The organism is Arthrobacter sp. USHLN218 (assembly GCF_037144715.1).
Taxonomy (GTDB): Bacteria; Actinomycetota; Actinomycetes; order Actinomycetales; family Micrococcaceae; genus Crystallibacter.
In genome coordinates this window covers 33,709-51,140 of the sequence record NZ_JBBCYT010000009.1, presented here as the reverse complement: position 1 = coordinate 51,140, position 17,432 = coordinate 33,709, and the positions used below count along the sequence as shown (strand labels likewise).

The following is a 17,432-nucleotide window of genomic DNA, read 5'->3' as shown; positions in this document are numbered from 1 at the left end:
TCGTAATGTTTGCTCCCTGCCATACGGCCCGCGCATAGGGTGGTCAGCGACGACAGGTGCGGCGGGAACCGGTACCGTCCGGCGGGCGGCGCACCCCTCATCCCCAACGGCGAAGGCGGTCTGACGTGGCAAAAGTAGGATTCATCGGTCTGGGAATCATGGGCGGGCCCATGGCGGCGAACCTGGTGAAGGCCGGGTTCGACGTGGCGGGGTACAACCGCTCGCAGGCCAAGGTGCAGCGCTTCGCGGAGGCGGGCGGGACCGCGGCCTCCACCGTGGCCGACGCCGTGCGGGACCGCGACATCATCATTACCTGCCTGCCGGACTCCCCCGACGTGGAGGACATGGCCCTCGGCGAGGACGGCGTCTTCGCCCATGCCCGCGAAGGCGCACTCTTCATCGACATGAGCACCATCCGGCCCGCCACCGCGCGCAAGGTCGCCGAGGCCGGCCAGGCCGCGGGCTTCGGCGTGCTGGACGCCCCGATCAGCGGCGGCGAGCGCGGGGCCATCGAGGCGACGCTGTCCATCATGGTCGGCGGCGAGGCAGCCGACGTCGAGACCGCGCGGCCGGTGTTCGAAGCGATGGGCAAGACTATCGTGCACGTGGGACCGGCCGGAGCCGGGCAGACGGTCAAGGCCGCCAACCAGCTGATCTGTGCGGTCAACATCCAGGCCGTGGCCGAGGCCATCGTCTTCCTCGAGGCGCACGACGTGGATCCCAGCACCGCGATCAGCGCGCTCTCCGGCGGGCTGGCCGGCAGCGCGGTGCTGGAGCGCCGCTCCGCCAGCATGGTCGGCCGCGACTTCCAGCCGGGCTTCCGCGCCGAACTGCACCACAAGGACCTGGGCATCCTGACCTCGGCCGCCCGCGACGCCGGCGTCACGATCCCGCTGGGCGCCGGCGCCGCGCAGCTTATGTCCGCGCTGGTGGCGAAGGGCCACGGCGGGCTGGACAACACGGCGCTGCTGAAGCTGGTCGAGGAGCTCTCCGGCCGGTAAGGCCCTCCCCTACGGGCGGCGGCGCGGGAGCCGGAGAAGCAAAACCGGCCCCGCGCCGCCGTCGTTGTCAGGTGTAGAGGGACAGCGGCTGCAGTTCGCCGTGCAGGTAATAGGCTGCGACCTCGATCTTCTTGTAGTCCACCGGATCGTGCAGCGAGTGCGTGCGCACATTCCGCCAGAACAGGTCCAGGCCCACCGAGCTCTTCGTGGAGCTCGCGCCGGTGACCTCATAAATCCGGTTGGCCACCTCGATGCCGATCTCCGTGGCCACCACCTTCAGCTCGGCGATGGCCACGGCGAACTCGCCGCGCTGCGCGGCCGTCAGGTCCGAGGAGCGGGCGACCTCGCGGTCATAGCGCCGGTTGAGCTTTTCGGCGAGCGCCTCGACGGCAGCCGTGCGGGCCTTGAGCTCCCCCAGGATGCGCTGGAAGACCGGGTCCTGCGAGTAGGTTTCGGCGCCGGAGAGGAACCAGGAGTTCCTGCGGGCGAGCAGGATTTCCCGGCCCTGTAGCAGCGCGCCCTGGGCGACGCCGAGGTAGAAGTTGGCGAAGCCGAGCTGGACGCCCGGGGTGAGGAGGGTGGAGATCGGCTCGTCGGTGACCTCTCCGAGGATGTCAGCCGGGCGGACCGGGACATCGGTGTACTTGACGGAACCGGAGCCGGTCAGGCGCTGGCCGAGGTTGTCCCAGTCGTCCAGCAGCTCGAGCCCCTCCCTGGTGGTCTCCAGCACGAACGCCAGCACCTTGCCGTCGTCGTCCCCGCCCTTGATGGCTGCGTTGATGATGATGACGTCGCCCACGCCGGAGCCGGTGGAAAACCGCTTGAGCCCGTTGAGCCGGTAGCCGTCGCCCTCCGGGGTGAGCACCAGCGTCGGGTCCACCGGGTTGACCGAGTCGCCCCAGAGCCAGCCGGCATCCACGGTGCGCCGCCACCAAGCTGCCTGCTCCGCCGGGTCCGCGTAGAACCCGATGCAGGCCTGGTTGAAGTAGTGGTAGGCCAGCAGCTGGGAGATGGAGCCGTCCACGGTGGCCAGGATGCGCACGGTTTCGAAGACGGACTCGAAGTGGCCGCCCCCGCCGCCGAGTTCGGCCGGAGCCAGCAGGTTCAGCAGCCCCGAGGAGCGCAGCAACTCGGCCTCGGCGACCGGCTGCCGGTTGGCCCGGTCCCGCTCGAGGACGTCGGCGGCCAGCCGGCCGGCGACGGACTGGGCGACGGCGCGCCAGTGCTCGAGTTCGGATTCGTCGGCGGCACCGGCCCAGGGCGTGCGGGGCAGGGTTTCGATGGTCATCTTGGTCCTTCTTTCGGAGGCTGGAAGGTCAGTGGTTGCTCAGGACGGCTTCGGGCGTTTCCGTGGCCGCCGAATCGGCAGCGCTCGGCGCCCCCGCGTAGGCGCCGCGGTAGGCGGCGGCCGCGTGGTCGTCCGCGACCCGGGCGTTGCCGGGCCCGGCGAGGTACTCGCGCAGGGTGGAGCCTTCGTAGTCCTCCCACACGCGGCCGCGCTTGCGCAGTTCCGGCACCACGAGGTCCACGAACTGCTCGAATGATCCCGGCGTGATGGCGTAGGCGAGGTTGATGCCGTCCAGGCCGGCGACGTCGACCCAGCGCTCGATTTCGTCCGCGACCGTTTCCGGGGAGCCGACGAGCACCGGGCCGATGCCGCCGATGCCGAGGTAGTCGGCCACGGCGTTGGGCGTCCAGGAACGCTGCGGATCCGCCGTCGTAAAGATGGACAGCGCGGACCTGGCCGCATTCGTATCCAGGTACTTCAGCTCTTCCTCGCCCGCATAGCGGGAGAGGTCCAGGCCGGACCAGCCGCCGTAGAACGTCAGCGCGCCGTCCCGCGAAGAGTAGGACTGGTATTCGCGGTGCAGCTTCTCCGCCTCCGCATCCGAATCGGCGACGACGGCGGTCACCAGGGCGTAGAACTTCGCGGCGTCGCGGGGACGGCCGGCGGCCTCGAATTCCTCCCGGGTCGCATCCGTGGCCTTGCGGGTGATTTCGGGACGGATGGAATTCAGGAAGATTCCCTCGGCGTGCTTCGCGCCGAAGGCACGGCCGCGCGGCGAGGCTCCCGCCTGGAAGATCGCCGGCGTCCGCTGCGGCGACGGCTCGGAGAGGTGGATGCCGGGCACGTCGAAGTACTGGCCGTGGTGGTTGATCGGGTGGACCTTGGACGGGTCCGTGTAGACCCCGCGTCCGCGGTCCTTGACCACCGCGCCCTCTTCCCAGGAGCCTTCCCACAGCTTGTACACCACGTCCATGAACTCGTCGGCCAGGTCGTAGCGGGCGTCATGGTCCAATTGCCTCGTCATTCCGAGGTTCCGGGCCGCCGACTCGAGGTAGCTGGTGACCACGTTCCAGCCGATGCGGCCGCGCGTCAGGTGGTCCAGCGAGGAGAACTTCCGGGCCAGCGCGTAGGGCAGCTCGTAGGTCAGCGCACTGGTGACCGCGAAGCCCAGGTTCTTTGTGGCCGCTGCCATCGCGGAGATCTGCATGAACGGATCGTTCAGCGGCACCTGGTCGGCGTCGAGCAGCGCGGGCGCCGACGAGTTCCGGTAGACGTCGTAGATCCCCAGCACGTCGGCGAGGAAGAGCGCGTCGAACGTGCCCCGCTCCAGCGTCCGGGCGAGGCCGGTCCAGTACTCGAGCGTGTTGTAGGTATCGGCACGGTTTTCCGGATGCCGCCAGAGCCCGGGGCTCTGGTGCGTCGGAGTGGTCATGTCGAAGGCATTGAGGCTGATGCGGTTGGCCATGGCTAGTCGGCTTTCTGTCGGTGGATGGCGGGCCTGGCGAAGAGCCGCTTCAACGCTCCGGCGCGGGCGGTGTCGCCGCGGGAGAGCAGGACTCCGAGCAGCAGGATCGCCAGCAGGACGATGCCGCGGCCCAGCCCCTGCCAGAAGAAGGACAGGCCGATGAGGTTCATGCCGTTGCTGAGCAGGGCAAAGATCAGCACGCCGACGAGCGTGCCGGGCACGGAAGCGCGGCCGAAGCGGCTCAGCGTAGCGCCGATGAACACGGCGCCGATGGCGTCCATCAGGTAGGCCTGTCCGCTCCCGGGAACGAAGCCGTTGGCGCGCGAGGCGAGGATGACCCCGGCGAAGGCGGCCACCAGCGAGCACAGCAGGTAGGCGCTGACCTGGAGGCGGTTGACCCGCAGGCCGGAGATGCGGGCCGCCGTCGGCTGCTCGCCGGCGGCGGTCACCGAACGGCCCCAGCGCGTCAGGCCCAGGAGGAGGGCGACGACGACGGCGACCAGCGCACCGCTGATCACGACGCCGTCGATGTCCGCGACGTAGCCGCGGCCCAGCAGGGCGAACTCGATCGGGACGCGCGGCGTGGACAGGTAGATCGGCGCCCCGCCGCCGGTCAGCAACTGCTGGACGCTGGTGCCGATGAACCAGACGCTGAGCGTGGCAAGGAACGGCGGAATCCGCAGCCCCACGATCAGCAGCGCGTTGACCGCCCCGACCAGCAGGCCGAAGACGAGCCCCGCGACGATCGCCACCCAGGCGCGGTAGCCGTCGGCGATCAGCGCGGCCGCAGCCAGGGCCGTCAGGTCGAGGGCGACCCCGACGGACAGGTCGATGCCGCCGGCCCGGACCACGACGGTCAGGCCGACCGCGACCAGGGCCAGGATCGCCATCTGGCTCAGGACGCCCGCGAGGTTGTCGACCGTCAGGAACACCGGCGACAGCAGGCTGAACGTGAAGAGGATGGCCGCGAGCGCCACCGGCGCGATGAACCGGGGCAGGAGCCGCTGAAGCTGGGCGCCGCGGCCCGAGCCCGCGCGCTCACCGGGCTGTTTGTCGTGCGGCTTGCGCGGCTGGTTCCGGACAGTGGGTTGATGGGTCAGCGTCATCTCGTGGCGCTCCTTCCTCGAACAACGACGACGGCGAGCACCAGCAGGATCAGGACGCCCTTGGCGGCACCGACCCACTGGCTGGCCACGCCGAGGAGCGTCAGGCCGTTGGCCAGGCCCGCCACGAACACCGCGGCGACGACCGTTCCCGGCACGTTGACCACCAGGCGGCGGGAGAAGACCGTCGACATGTAGGCGACCAGGATGATGTCCAGCAGGATCTGCGTACCGATCCCCGGCACCGCGGCGGAGAGCCGCGAGGCCAGGATGATGCCGGCGATCCCGCCGAGCAGCCCGCTGATGACATAGCTGGTGAAGCGGTAGCGGGCCGGCGCCAGGCCGGCGACGGAAGCGGCGGTGGCATTCTGTCCCACGGCGTAGCTGTTCACGCCCCAGGCCGTCTTGCCCAGGGCCCACCACGCCACGAAGGCAATGAGGACCAGCACCAGCACGGCGGCGGGCAGGCCGAGCAGGCTCCCCTGGCGCAGCCACAGGAACAGCTCCCCTTCCAGGGCGACCTTGATGTTCTCGCTGACCACGAGCTCCAGCGATGTGGCGATCCCCATGGTGGCCAGCGTGGCCAGCAGCGGCCGCAGGCCGAGGACCACGGCGGCACCGTTCACGGCTCCGACGGCGACGGCGATGGCCAGGCCTCCGGCCGCGGCCGCGGGGACGCTCGCGCCGGCCGCGACCGCCACGGCCGTGACCGTTCCGGCGAGGCCGGCGACGGCGCCGATGGACAGGTCGATGCCTCCCTCGAGGACGTCGTCTCCGCCGGTGATGATCACGATGGCCAGGCCGATCCCGGCGACAGCGAAGACGGCCGCCTGGTTCAGGACGGAGGCCAGGTTGGACCACTGCAGGAAGTGCGGTGACCCCACCGCGAAGACGGCCAGGACCAGTACGACGATGGCGTAGCCGGCCCAGGTGATCAGCGCTGGCCTGGTGCGCGGAGCCGCCGAGGGCCCCGCGAGGGTGATCGCGCTCATGCGAACTCCTTGGTGTTCTTGGCGGCGTCGGCCGTGCCGGCGCCGTCGGCCGCTCCGGAGGCGATCTCCAGGATGCGGTCGGTCGTCACATCGGGACCGGACAGCTCCGCCACGGCCTTGCCTCGGTAGAGGACCAGGGTGCGGTCCGCGACGCCGACCAGCTCCTCCAGGTCCACGGTCACGACCAGGACGGCAGCCCCGCCGTCGACCAGTTCATTGATCTGTGCATAGATCTGGGAGCGGCTGCCGACGTCGACTCCCGACGTCGGCTGGTCCAGCACCAGCACGGCAGGTGCCGTCTGGAGCCACTTGGCCAGCACGACCTTTTGCTGGTTGCCGCCGGAGAGGCTCCCGGCCACCGCCGAACCATCGGCCGGCCGCACGTCGAGCTTCTCGATCAGCCGGTCGGACAGCTTCCGTTCCAATCGCGGCGAAATGAATCCGAGCAGCCGGGAAACGCGGCCCAGGCTCGCCATCGACAGGTTTTCCTGCACGGTGTTGCGCACGAAAATCCCGTCGCGGCGCCGGTCCGAAGGGACGTACGCTCCGCCGTTGGCGACGAAGTCGGCGATCCGCCGGACGCGCTTCCCCTTGAGGGACACGTCCCCGTGCCGGCGGCCCATGCCGGTGACGGCGTCGGCCAGCACGTCGATCCCCGATCCCACCAGTCCGGTCACGGCGACCACTTCGCCGGCCCTGACCTCGAGGTCCAGCCCGTCGAGCGCGCCCGGGACTTTCAGCCCCGACACACGCAGCGCGGGCCGGTCGTCCTGCGGCCGGCGGGGCTCGCGGCCATGTTCAAATTCCACGACCTTGCGTCCGACCATCAGCTCGACGACGTCCTCGAGTGTGTCCCCGCCGCGGAGCCGGATGTCTCCGGCGTTGCGGCCGTTCCGCAACACCGTGATCCGGTCGGTGATGTCGTTGAGCTCCTGCAGGTAGTGCGAGATGTAGATGATCCCGACCCCGTGGGACTTCAGGCGCCGCAGCGTCCCGAAGAGCTGCTCGACTTCCCGTGCGGCCAGCGGGGCCGTCGGCTCGTCCAGGATCAGCACGCGCGGCTCCGAGAGGACCGCGCGGGTGATTTGGATCAGCTGCTGCTGGGCGACCGTGAGCTGGTCGATGAGCAGCGACGGGTCGATCTCCCGGCCCGTGATCCGCTGGATGTCGGCGGCCGCGCGGGCCTCAAGCTGCCGGGAACGGACCCAGCCGCCGCCCAGCCCGCGCTGCCCGAGGTAGAGCTGCTCGGCGACGGTGAGCTTCGAAGCGAAGTGCCGGTCCTGGTGGATGACGTGGATTCCGAGCGCCTCGGCGTCGGCGGGTTTGGCGACCAGGGCCGGCTTCCCGTCGAGCTCGATGCTGCCGCCGTCGGCCGTGTAGAGGCCGGTCAGGATCTTGATCAGCGTCGATTTCCCGGCGCCGTTCTCGCCGACCAGTCCCAGGATTTCGCCGGATGCCAGGGAGAGATCGACGTCGGCAAGCACCTGAGCGGCGCCGAAGGACTTGTTGATCGCCCGCATTGCGAGCAGCGCGTGGCTAGATTCCGAGTTCACTGCGCACCTGATTCACGTTGGACTTGTCGACAAACACCGGGGGCAGGTAGCTGGTGTTGGGCACATCGTCCTGCCGCTCGCCCAGGAAGAGCGCGATGTTCTCGGCCGATTTCACGGCCATGGCCTTGGTCTGCTGGGCCACCGTGAACTGGTAGGCGCTGCCGGGATCGGCGATCAGGTCCAGTGCCCCGGGTTCGGCGTCGACGCCGTACAGCTTGATGTCGTCGCGCCCGGCCGAGTCGATCGCCTGCGCGGCACCGATCAGCGGGATGTCCCAGCAGCTCCAGACCGCGTCCACTTCGCCTTCGGGCAGGCGCCGCAACTGGTCCTGGATCTGCTTCTTCGCGTCCTCGATGGTGCCCTCGTACTTGTCCTGCAGTTCGGGCTCGAGGATCTCGATGTCCGGGTAGTCCTCGAGCACGACCTTCAGTTCGCTGTAGCGGATGCGGCACGGGGCCACGCCCGGGAAGCCGTTGAACGCCAGGATCTTGCCCTTGCCCCCGATGTCCTCCGCCAGCGTGCGGGCCAGGGTGGAGCCGATGACCCAGTTGTCGCTGGTGACGTTGTTCTTGCTGTACTCCGACTGGAAGTCGATGGTGAAGAGCGGGATGCCCGCGTCGTCGACCTTCTTCAGCGCCGGCGAAAGCGTCTGGGAATCCCCCAGGATCACCACGATCGCGTCCGGGCTCTGGGTGACGAGGTTTTCGACGTCGGTGACGTGCTTGTCGTCCTTTGCTTCCGCCTGGGTGGCAATCACCTTGCCGCCCCGCTGCTCGATACTCGCCTGCAGTTCCTCGTAGACCACGCGGCTGAAGTCGTGGACGATGTCCTTCGCGGCGATGCCGATGGTCTTGCCCTCGAGCGAGGGCGCGTCGGCGACGGCGTTCTCCTCCGCGGCGGGGATGTTGGCGGCGCCCGCCCCCGCCTGCGCATTGGCACCGCCGGACTGCGGCACGGGCTCCTTCAGGGAGCAGCCGGTGACGAGCAGGGATGCGGCGGCGATCAGGCCGATGCCGCGGAGAATCGAGGCGGCCGGCCGGGCGGGACGCCGTGTGGCTACGGCTTTGGTCTTCTGCATGGTTCGTGTCCTTCGAATGTCCAGGTGATGGAGGACTCGACGAACCAGCCCGCAATGCGCACAGCTGCGCATCAGTGCGGGCGGAATCCTGAGATCTCCATCGGTCCTGGCCGAAGCACTATCCATGGCGGGAATCCATGAACTTGCTGCGGCGTCGACAAGCCAGGTCTCTCGGCCGCTCTAGATGGTGTGGATCCATTGAACAATGTGAAGCCGCCCGGCGCCGCCCTGCCGTCACATGGCGGGGTGGACGGCTCAACGCAACGTCACGTGCTGCCATACTTCGTCACGCCGCGACTCAATCGCTGACAACCACGGCCCCGCTGCGCTAACCTCGCTGGCTTTCGAGGTGCTGTTCCGGCCGCGCCCGCAGGGCCCTAGGATTTTCATGAAGCAGCCCGGTCGCGCCCGCCGCGCGCCGCCTTCCCACGCCACCAGGAGGTTTCCTTGTCCCCGCAGAACGAAGTCCGCTTCAGCCCCGTCCCCGAAACGCACCGGCCGTACGTCGCCGCCGCCGACCGCTACGAGCACTTCGGCTACCGCAGGGTCGGCGCCAGCGGCCTCCTGCTGCCGCCCATCAGCCTCGGCCTGTGGTGGAACTTCGGCGACAACCGCACTTTCGACTCCCAGCGCGAAATCCTCCGCCATGCCTTCGACAACGGCATCACGCACTTCGACCTGGCCAACAACTACGGTCCGCCCTACGGCTCCGCCGAGGAGAACTTCGGCCGGATGCTCCGCAAGGACTTCAAGCCGTACCGCAACGAGCTCGTCATCTCCTCCAAGGCGGGCTGGGACATGTGGCCCGGCCCGCACGGCCAGCTCGGCTCCCGCAAGTACATCCTCGCCTCGGCCGACGAGTCGCTGGAACGAATGGGCCTGGACTATGTCGACATCTTCTACTCCCACCGTGCCGACGCCGACACGCCGCTCGAAGAGACCATCGGCGCCCTCGACTCCCTGGTCCGGCAGGGCAAGGCCCTCTACGTCGGCATCTCCTCCTACTCGCCCGAGCGCACCGCCGCGGCCGCGGAAATCGCCCGCAACCTCGGCACTCCCCTGCTGATCCACCAGCCGGCCTACTCGCTCTTCAACCGCTGGGTCGAAAACGGACTGCTGGAGACGCTCGGGCAGAACGGCATGGGCTCCATCGCGTTCACCCCGCTCGCCCAGGGGCTGCTGACCGGCAAGTACATCGGCGACGCCGGCGCCGAGCCCAGCGGCGGCCGCGGCTCGCTGCAGGGCCACATCACCGAGGAGAACATCGCCAAGGCCCGCGCCCTCAATGAGATCGCCGGCGAACGCGGCCAGACCCTCGCCCAGTTCGCCATCGCCTGGCTGCTCCGCGACGGCGGCGTCACCTCCGTCCTGCTCGGCGCCTCCTCCACCGCCCAGCTGGACGAGAACCTCGGCGCCCTCGCCAACACCTCCTTCTCGGATGACGAGCTGCGCCGCATCGACGACATCACCGCCGGCGGCACCAATGTGGACATCTGGGAGGTCTCCGCCTCCATCTAGCGGAGAAAAGTACGACGCCGGGGACGCGCCTTGATCGCGTGCGTCCCCGCCCTGCATTACAGTCGGGCCATGGCTAACGAGCATCATCGTCCCGCAGCTAACAGCCGCACCGCGGCCGGAACCGCGCTGGTCACCGGCGCCACCGCGGGCCTCGGCGCCGAATTCGCGCGGCAACTGGCAGAGCGCGGCCTCGCCCTGGTCCTGGTCGCCCGCGATGCGGAACGCCTCGCGGCGGCGGCCGGCTCGCTGCAGCAACGCTACGGGGTGCCGGTGGAGACCATCGCCGCCGACCTGGTCACGGATGAGGGGATCGACCGCGTCGCCGCCCGCCTCGCCGCCACCGCGCGGCCCGTAACCGTGCTGGTCAACAACGCGGGCTACGGACTGCTCGGGAACTTCGCCGACAACGAGCTTGAGGACGAGCTCAAGCACCTGCGCATCCACACGGAGGCCCCGCTCCGGCTGTGCCACGCCGCCCTGCGGTCCATGGCTGCCACGGGCGGCGGACGCATCATCAACGTGGCATCGATGGCCGCCTACACTCCCCGCGGCACCTACTCGGCGGCGAAGGCGCTCATGGTGAACTTCAGCCGGTGGGCCAACGTCTTCTACCGGGACCGCGGGATCTCCGTCACTGCCCTCTGCCCCGGCTACGTCCATACCGAGTTCCACGACCGGATGCGGCTGGACAAGAAGACCATTCCGCCCTTCGCCTGGCTGAACGCGGACCAGGTTGTCCGCGAAGCCCTGCGGGACGCGGAGGCCGGGAAGTCGGTATCCATCCCCTCGCGGAAGTACAAGGTTGCCGCCGTCGTCGCCCGCGCCCTGCCGGACCGGCTCCTGGAGCGCATCGCCCGCCGCCGCGACTAGCGGGCGTCGGGATGAGGACCGGTCTTCGCGGCGCGCAGCGGCCACGAAAGCTCCTAAGCCACAGCGGGAACCGGCGGAACCCGGCTGCAGCAGGCGGGGTTAAATGAGTGGGCACCGGCCGGTCCGGGAGGTTGGGGGAACTCCTGACCCTGGCCGGTGCCGCTCACTCGCACCTTTGAGGTACTGACTAACGTAGTAGCCTCGGCTGTGCACAGGCAGGACAAAAGCTGGCAATTCCCTGAGTGCCACGAGTCAACCGGGCTGACACGCTCTGCCCCTCGACTCCGGACGACTGACACGCTTGCCGCGGTCGGGCACGAGTGCCGGCTCTGGCGCCCCGCCGGGAACCGGCGTAGCGTCGATAAACGGCAGCACCCGCGGCCGAACCGCACCGTTCGCGCCGCATCGAATCCTCACGCTGAGGGAGCCCGGTATGGCTGGTTGGAATGCTGACACGGCGGCAGGCCCATTGGGCGCCGGAACAGTCACCCTCGTAGAAGGCTCGTCCTTCTGCATCTCGTCGGCCAACGGGGACATCAACCCCGAGCTGCCGCACGGGGTGTTCCACCAAGACACACGCATCCTTTCCCGCTGGGACCTGACCGTCAACGGCAACCCGCTGGAGCCCCTCACGGCGCAAAACAAGGAGCCCTTCCGGGCCTTGTTCGCCGGGCGCGTGCCGCGTTCGGACGGTTATGCCGATAGCCCCCTGATCGTCGAGCGGCTGCGCGAAGTGGGCGCCGGCATCCTTGAAGAAATCACCATCCGCAATTACTCCATGCTCCCCGCCGATTGCGTGGTGCGTCTGGCCGTCGAAGCGGATTTCGCGGACCTGTTCGAGGTCAAGGAGGCCCGGGTGCAGCGCAGGTGGGAGGAGACCCGGGCGGCCTACGGCGACGCACTGACCATTCATGCCGCCTGGCGGGACGTCCGCAAGGGCGTCGTCGTCAAGGCCGACGGCGCCGACATCGCCCTCGATGCGCTGACCTACCGGGTGCAGGTGCCGCCGCACGGGCAATGGACCGCACAGGTGAGCGCGGTCCCGACTGTGGACGGCGCCGTTTCCGCCGCGCCGTTTGTGCATCCGGCGGCCGGCGACCTGACCCCACGCGACCACCGGCGCCGGGAATGGGTGGAGAAGATCCCTGTGCTGCACATCGGGAACCGCTCGATCGAGCGCACCCTGGCGCGCAGCTACGACGACTTGGGTTCGCTCCGAATCCAGGACCCGGCCCATCCGGAGCGCGTGGTGGTGGCCGCTGGGGCGCCGTGGTTCATGGCCCTGTTCGGACGGGACGCGCTGTGGTCATCGGAGATGGCGCTTCCGGTGGACCCTTCGCTGGCCCTGGGCACTTTGCAGACGCTGGCCGACCGCCAGGGCAGCGTGGTGGATCCGTTGAACGAGGAGGAACCGGGCAAGATCCTGCACGAGGTCCGGTTCGATGTCTCCAGCGGCCAGGCGATGGGCGGCAAGTCCGCTTACTTCGGCAGCATCGATGCGACACCGTTGTTCCTGATCGTGCTGGGCGAGGTCTCCCGGTGGGGCTTCGGCGCGGACATCCTGGCCGAACTCCAGCCGCACGCGGACCGGGCGCTCGAATGGATCCGGGACTATGGGGACCGGGACGGGGATGGCTTTGTCGAGTACCAGCGCCTCAACGACAACGGACTGATCAACCAGGGCTGGAAGGATTCCTGGGACGGCGTCAATTTCGCCGACGGGCGGCTCGCCGAAACGCCGATCGCCCTGTGCGAGGTGCAGGGCTATGTCTACGCCGCCTACATGGCGTGCGCCTACATGGCCTACGACGCCGGCGACCTGGCCAAAGCCGCCGATCTTCGGGACCGAGCCGCCCGGCTGAAGAAGCGGTTCAATGAGGCCTTCTGGCTGCCCGACAAGGGCTACTACGCCATAGCGCTGGACAAGGACAAGCGGCCCGTGGATGCCTGTGCGTCCAACATGGGGCACTGCCTGTGGAACGGCATCGTCGATGCCGACAAGGCGCAGCAGGTGGTGCAGCATCTAATGTCCCCGGAGATGTTCAGCGGTTGGGGCGTCCGCACGCTGGCGAGCGATATGGGCGCCTACAATCCCGCGAGCTACCACAACGGTTCGGTCTGGCCCCACGACAACGCGATCATCGCGGACGGTTTCCTGCGTTATGGCTTCGTCGAGCAGGCCCAGCAGTTGTCGACGGCGCTCCTCGAGGCCGCCGATTACTCGGACGGCCGCCTGCCGGAGCTGTTCTGCGGCTTCGACCGGTCCCAGTTCGCCGCGCCGGTTCCCTATCCAACGGCGTGTTCGCCCCAGGCCTGGGCCGCCACCACGCCGATTTTCCTGGTCAAGAACCTGATGCGCTACGACCCGCACGTCGCCGCCGGAGGGCTGTGGATGGACCCCGCGCTGCCGGAATCCTACGGCGACCTGCACATCACCAACGCCCCCATGGCCGGCGGTCGGATCACCATCGATATCTCCACCGAGCACGTTCGCATCGACGGGCTGCCCGACGGCATGGTGTTCCACCGCAGCCAGCGACCGTGGCTCGCTGATCTGGTGGAGCGGGCGAACCTGGATCCCAAGCGGTAGCAGCGAGCAGCCCCTGACCGCCCCACACCGCCTTGACAGGCAGTGATCCAGGTCACAGACTGCACTTGGGAGAAGCTCCCCGTTCCGCAGGCGTTCCGGCCCGCAGCCCGCAGAGCTCGCTCCATCGTCAAGAAGGTATCGCGATGACCATCGCAGACCGCCTGCTGCCGGAGGGACGTTCGGCAGCCCCGCTCCGTGCGGCAGATGCGATCGGTGCGAATGGATCTGGAGAGGTGAGGTACATGACCCAGGAAACCGAAGCAACCGCTGCCGCCTCGGGCCAACGGGCAACCGAGCGGTTCCGGGAACAGAAAGCCTCCGGCGCCGGGACGGACAAGGAGCGTGTGAACCGGCTGGCCTCCCGCGTCGTCAAGGCCATCAACGACGCCGTGCTCGAGGAAAAGGTCACCTACGACGAATACAACGCCTTCAAAGCGTGGCTGATCAAGGTCGGCGAGGACGGCGAGTGGCCGCTCTTCCTCGATGTCTGGGTGGAGCACTCGGTGGAGCAGGTCGCCAACGAGGACCGGCACGGGTCCAAGGGCACCATCGAGGGTCCCTACTACGTCCCCGATGCCCCGGAACAGCGGAGCCCGGCTACGCTGCCGATGCGCGAGGACGAGCCGGGGACACCGCTGCTGTTCCAGGGCCGCGTCACCAACCTGGAAGACCAGCCGCTGGCCGAAGCGAAGATCGAGATCTGGCACGCGGACGACCTCGGGTTCTACTCGCAGTACGCGCCCGGCCTGCCGGAATGGAACCTGCGCGGGACCGTGATCGCCGACGCGGACGGGACCTTCGCCATCAACACCATCCAGCCGGCGCCGTACCAGATTCCCACCGACGGCGCGTGCGGCCAGCTAATCGCCGCCGCCGGCTGGCACGCGTGGCGACCGGCCCACCTGCACCTGAAGGTCTCCGCGCCGGGACATCAGCTGATCACCACGCAGCTGTATTTCCAAGGCGACCCGCATGTCGGAGACGACATCGCATCCGCCGTGAAGCCCGAGCTGATCCTGGACCCGGCCCCGCGCGCGGACGGCACCGGCCGCGAAGTCACCTACGACTTCGTCCTCGACCCGGAGTAGAGGCCCGGCCGGCCGTGGACGACCAGCCCTCCATCGACCCGCGGGAACTGCGGAACACCTTCGGGCGCTTCGCCACCGGTGTCACCGTGGTGACCTGCCGCGCCAAGGACGGAACCCCGCACGGCGCCACCGTGAACGCGTTCACCGCGGTCTCGCTGGATCCCCCGCTGGCCCAGGTCACGCTGACGCGCAGCTCCAAAGCGGCCCAGTACCTGGAGGACGCCCCGTTCACGATCAACATCCTCGCCCAGGATCAGCTCGACTCGGCCTGGCACTTCGCCGGCAGACCGCTTCCCAGGCCGCCCGAGTGGCGGCTCGACGGCGACGTTCCCGTACTCATCGGGAACGCGGCGACCCTTGAGTGCCTGCCGTGGAAGATTTACGACGGCGGCGACCACGTCATCGTCGTCGGGCAAGTCCGCAAACTGGAGATCACCGAGCGGGAGCCGCTGCTGTTCTTCGGCGGCAAGTTCCGCGAGATCGGCCCGCTGTCCGGACCCAGTCCGTGGCACCACTCGGGCGACTCGCTGGAGGCCGGCTGGTTCTCCGGCGCCGACGCCTTCAAACCACTCACGTCTGCACGACTTCCGAAAGGACCCGACCGATGACTGACACCGTCGACAAGAAGCCGGACACCAGTGCACGCACCATGCCGGCGGACAGCTCCAAGCCGATGACCGGCGACGAATACATCAACTCGCTCAAGGACGACCGGGAAGTCTGGATCTACGGCGAACGGGTCAAGGACGTCACCACGCACCCGGCCTTCCGCAACTCGATCCGGATGGTCGCGCGGCTCTACGACGGCTTCCACAACCCTGAATTGGCCGGCAAACTGCTGGTGCCCACCGACACGGGCTCCGGCGGCATGACCCACCCGTTCTTCAAGGCGGCCCGCAGCGTGGAAGACCTCAGGCAGGACCGGGTCGCCATCGAGACCTGGGCCCGCATGACCTACGGCTGGCTCGGCCGCTCCCCGGACTACAAGGCGGCCTTCCTGGGAACCTTGGGCGGGATGCCGGACTTCTACGAGCCCTACCAGGAGAACGCCCTGCGCTGGTACAAGGAGTCGCAGGAGAAGGTCCTCTACTGGAACCACGCGATCATCAACCCGCCGGTGGACCGCAACCTCCCGCCGGACCAGGTCGGCGACGTCTTCATGAAGGTCGAGCAGGAAACCGATTCCGGCGTCATCGTCTCGGGCGCCAAAGTCGTGGCGACCGGCTCGGCCATCACCAACTACAACTTCATCGCCCACTACGGGCTGCCGATCAAGAAGAAGGAATTCGCGCTGATCTGCACCGTGCCCATGGATGCGCCCGGGGTAAAACTGATTTCCCGCGCGTCGTACTCCCACCAGGCCGCCGTGATGGGCACGCCCTTCGACTACCCGCTCTCCTCCCGCCTCGACGAGAACGACTCGGTCTTCGTCTTCGACAAGGTCCTCATCCCGTGGGAGAACATCTTCTGCTACGGCGACATCGACAAGATCAACAACTTCTTCCCGCAGACCGGCTTCCTCAACCGGTTCACCTACCAGGGCGTCATCCGGCTCGCCGTGAAGCTGGACTTCATCGCCGGCCTGCTGCTCAAGGCCCTGGAAATCGCCGGCACCCAGGACTTCCGCGGCGTGCAGTCGCGGGCCGGCGAAGTCATCGGCTGGCGCAACATGTTCTACGCCCTCGCCGACGCCATGGCGGCCAATCCGGACGAGGGCCCCAACGGCACCATCCTGCCCAAGCTCGACTACGGACTGACCTACCGGATGTTCATGGCCATCGGCTATCCCAGGATCAAGGAGATCATTGAACAGGATGTCTCCTCGGGGCTGATCTACCTCAACTCCTCCGCACTGGATTTCAAGACGGCGGAAATCCGGCCCTATCTGGACAAGTACGTCCGCGGTTCCGGCGGGATCCAGGCCGTGGACCGGGTCAAGCTGATGAAGCTGCTCTGGGACGCCGTCGGCACGGAGTTCGGCGGCCGGCATGAGCTCTACGAGCGCAACTACTCCGGCAACCACGAGAACGTCAAAGCCGAGATCCTCTTTGCGGCCCAGGCCGAGGGCATCACGGACATGATGGGCGGCTTCGCCGAGCAGTGCATGAGCGAGTACGACCTCGACGGCTGGACCGTTCCGGACCTGATTAACAATGACGACGTCAGCGTCTTCCTCAACCGCAAATAGACCCTCGCCCGACCACCTCAGGAGATGACATGTCGCTAGTCCGCGTGCACAATTTCTCGATCTCCCTCGACGGCTTCGGCACCGGCGAGGGCCAGCAGCTCGACGCTCCGTTCGGTCACGCTGGCACGCGGTTGATGGAGTGGGCCTTCGAGACGCGCACCTTCCGCGAAATGGGAATCCACGGGGAGTCGGCGGGGTCCCTCGGCGTCGACGAGGCGTTCGCCAGCCAGTGGGGACCCGGGATCGGCGTGGAGATCATGGGGCGCAACAAGTTCGGGCCGCAACGCGGCCCCTGGGAGGACGAGGAATGGAAGGGCTGGTGGGGCGATAACCCGGTCTTCCATACACCGGTCATCGTTCTGACCCACCATCCTCGGCCGGTACTCGAGATGGACGGCGGAACAACCTTCCATTTTGTCGACGCCGATCCCGTCTCCGCGCTCAAGCAGGCCCGTGCCCTGGCCGGCGACCTCGATGTCCGGATCGGCGGCGGCGTCGGCACGGTTCGACAGTTCCTCGAGGCAGACCTGATCGACCATATGCACATCGTCCTCGTGCCGATCGTCCTGGGCCGGGGCGAACGGCTCTGGGACGGACTCGAAGGACTCGAGCAGCGCTTCGACATCGAGGCGACCCCGTCTCCGCAGGGAGTACTCCACCTGGTCTTCAGTCGCCGTCCCACCCCTTAGGGCTCCGGA

13 protein-coding genes and 1 pseudogene are annotated in these 17,432 nt (G+C 68.2%); 8 read left to right on the top strand and 6 right to left on the bottom strand.

Features of this window, described 5'->3' with window-relative positions:
- Positions 1-119 precede the first annotated feature (119 nt).
- Positions 120-1,001 (top strand): annotated as a pseudogene (locus tag WFH44_RS18380) (2-hydroxy-3-oxopropionate reductase); the annotation flags it as partial.
- Between the two features lie 67 nt (positions 1,002-1,068).
- Here the strand turns inward: WFH44_RS18380 and WFH44_RS18375 are convergent.
- From WFH44_RS18375 to WFH44_RS18350, 6 genes are read right to left on the bottom strand one after another with little or no spacing between them, the layout of a single operon-like run.
- Positions 1,069-2,289 (bottom strand): acyl-CoA dehydrogenase family protein, encoded by a 1,221-nt coding sequence (locus WFH44_RS18375; RefSeq protein ID WP_336715663.1) that lies wholly within the window; start codon positions 2,287-2,289, stop codon positions 1,069-1,071.
- A gap of 28 nt (positions 2,290-2,317) precedes the next feature.
- On the bottom strand, positions 2,318-3,754 hold the full coding sequence (locus WFH44_RS18370; protein ID WP_336715661.1) for an LLM class flavin-dependent oxidoreductase: 1,437 nt from the start codon (positions 3,752-3,754) through the stop codon (positions 2,318-2,320).
- A 2-nt stretch (positions 3,755-3,756) separates the two neighbouring features.
- Positions 3,757-4,860 (bottom strand): ABC transporter permease, encoded by a 1,104-nt coding sequence (locus WFH44_RS18365; RefSeq protein ID WP_336715660.1) that lies wholly within the window; start codon positions 4,858-4,860, stop codon positions 3,757-3,759.
- The gene (locus WFH44_RS18360; RefSeq protein WP_336715658.1) at positions 4,857-5,849 is read right to left on the bottom strand and encodes an ABC transporter permease; all 993 of its coding nucleotides are present in this window, start codon (positions 5,847-5,849) and stop codon (positions 4,857-4,859) included. Before WFH44_RS18360 ends, WFH44_RS18365 begins: the two co-directional genes overlap by 4 nt.
- Positions 5,846-7,402, bottom strand: a complete 1,557-nt coding sequence (locus tag WFH44_RS18355; protein WP_336715657.1) for a sugar ABC transporter ATP-binding protein — start codon at positions 7,400-7,402, stop codon at positions 5,846-5,848. Before WFH44_RS18355 ends, WFH44_RS18360 begins: the two co-directional genes overlap by 4 nt.
- Positions 7,386-8,480: a substrate-binding domain-containing protein gene (locus WFH44_RS18350; RefSeq protein WP_336715656.1), complete on the bottom strand. Its 1,095-nt coding sequence runs from the start codon at positions 8,478-8,480 to the stop codon at positions 7,386-7,388. Before WFH44_RS18350 ends, WFH44_RS18355 begins: the two co-directional genes overlap by 17 nt.
- 447 nt (positions 8,481-8,927) lie before the next feature.
- On the opposite strand from WFH44_RS18350, the gene mgrA reads away from it, so the two are divergent.
- The 7 genes from mgrA (at position 8,928) to WFH44_RS18315 (ending at position 17,423) form a co-directional block, all read left to right on the top strand.
- Positions 8,928-9,998: an L-glyceraldehyde 3-phosphate reductase gene (mgrA, locus tag WFH44_RS18345; protein ID WP_336715653.1), complete on the top strand. Its 1,071-nt coding sequence runs from the start codon at positions 8,928-8,930 to the stop codon at positions 9,996-9,998.
- A gap of 69 nt (positions 9,999-10,067) precedes the next feature.
- Positions 10,068-10,868 (top strand): SDR family NAD(P)-dependent oxidoreductase, encoded by an 801-nt coding sequence (locus tag WFH44_RS18340; protein WP_336715651.1) that lies wholly within the window; start codon positions 10,068-10,070, stop codon positions 10,866-10,868.
- Between the two features lie 433 nt (positions 10,869-11,301).
- Positions 11,302-13,458 (top strand): amylo-alpha-1,6-glucosidase, encoded by a 2,157-nt coding sequence (locus WFH44_RS18335; protein WP_336715649.1) that lies wholly within the window; start codon positions 11,302-11,304, stop codon positions 13,456-13,458.
- Positions 13,459-13,700: 242 nt separating this feature from the next.
- Complete coding sequence (catA, locus tag WFH44_RS18330; RefSeq protein WP_336715647.1) at positions 13,701-14,546, top strand: catechol 1,2-dioxygenase; 846 nt, start codon at positions 13,701-13,703, stop codon at positions 14,544-14,546.
- 14 nt (positions 14,547-14,560) lie between these two features.
- Positions 14,561-15,154 (top strand): flavin reductase family protein, encoded by a 594-nt coding sequence (locus WFH44_RS18325; protein ID WP_336715646.1) that lies wholly within the window; start codon positions 14,561-14,563, stop codon positions 15,152-15,154.
- Positions 15,151-16,734: a 4-hydroxyphenylacetate 3-hydroxylase family protein gene (locus WFH44_RS18320; protein WP_336715644.1), complete on the top strand. Its 1,584-nt coding sequence runs from the start codon at positions 15,151-15,153 to the stop codon at positions 16,732-16,734. Before WFH44_RS18325 ends, WFH44_RS18320 begins: the two co-directional genes overlap by 4 nt.
- A gap of 29 nt (positions 16,735-16,763) precedes the next feature.
- The gene (locus tag WFH44_RS18315) at positions 16,764-17,423 is read left to right on the top strand and encodes a dihydrofolate reductase family protein (protein ID WP_336715643.1); all 660 of its coding nucleotides are present in this window, start codon (positions 16,764-16,766) and stop codon (positions 17,421-17,423) included.
- Positions 17,424-17,432 lie beyond the last annotated feature (9 nt).

What these genes read in the sequence shown, in the direction of transcription:
- WFH44_RS18375 (WP_336715663.1), bottom strand. Translation starts at nt 2,289, where the DNA reads ATGACCATCGAAACCCTGCCCCGCACGCCCTGGGCCGGTGCCGCCGAC.
- WFH44_RS18370 (WP_336715661.1), bottom strand. Translation starts at nt 3,754, where the DNA reads ATGGCCAACCGCATCAGCCTCAATGCCTTCGACATGACCACTCCGACG.
- WFH44_RS18365 (WP_336715660.1), bottom strand. Translation starts at nt 4,860, where the DNA reads ATGACGCTGACCCATCAACCCACTGTCCGGAACCAGCCGCGCAAGCCG.
- WFH44_RS18360 (WP_336715658.1), bottom strand. Translation starts at nt 5,849, where the DNA reads ATGAGCGCGATCACCCTCGCGGGGCCCTCGGCGGCTCCGCGCACCAGG.
- WFH44_RS18350 (WP_336715656.1), bottom strand. Translation starts at nt 8,480, where the DNA reads ATGCAGAAGACCAAAGCCGTAGCCACACGGCGTCCCGCCCGGCCGGCC.
- WFH44_RS18340 (WP_336715651.1), top strand. Translation starts at nt 10,068, where the DNA reads ATGGCTAACGAGCATCATCGTCCCGCAGCTAACAGCCGCACCGCGGCC.
- WFH44_RS18335 (WP_336715649.1), top strand. Translation starts at nt 11,302, where the DNA reads ATGGCTGGTTGGAATGCTGACACGGCGGCAGGCCCATTGGGCGCCGGA.
- catA (WP_336715647.1), top strand. Translation starts at nt 13,701, where the DNA reads ATGACCCAGGAAACCGAAGCAACCGCTGCCGCCTCGGGCCAACGGGCA.
- WFH44_RS18320 (WP_336715644.1), top strand. Translation starts at nt 15,151, where the DNA reads ATGACTGACACCGTCGACAAGAAGCCGGACACCAGTGCACGCACCATG.
- WFH44_RS18315 (WP_336715643.1), top strand. Translation starts at nt 16,764, where the DNA reads ATGTCGCTAGTCCGCGTGCACAATTTCTCGATCTCCCTCGACGGCTTC.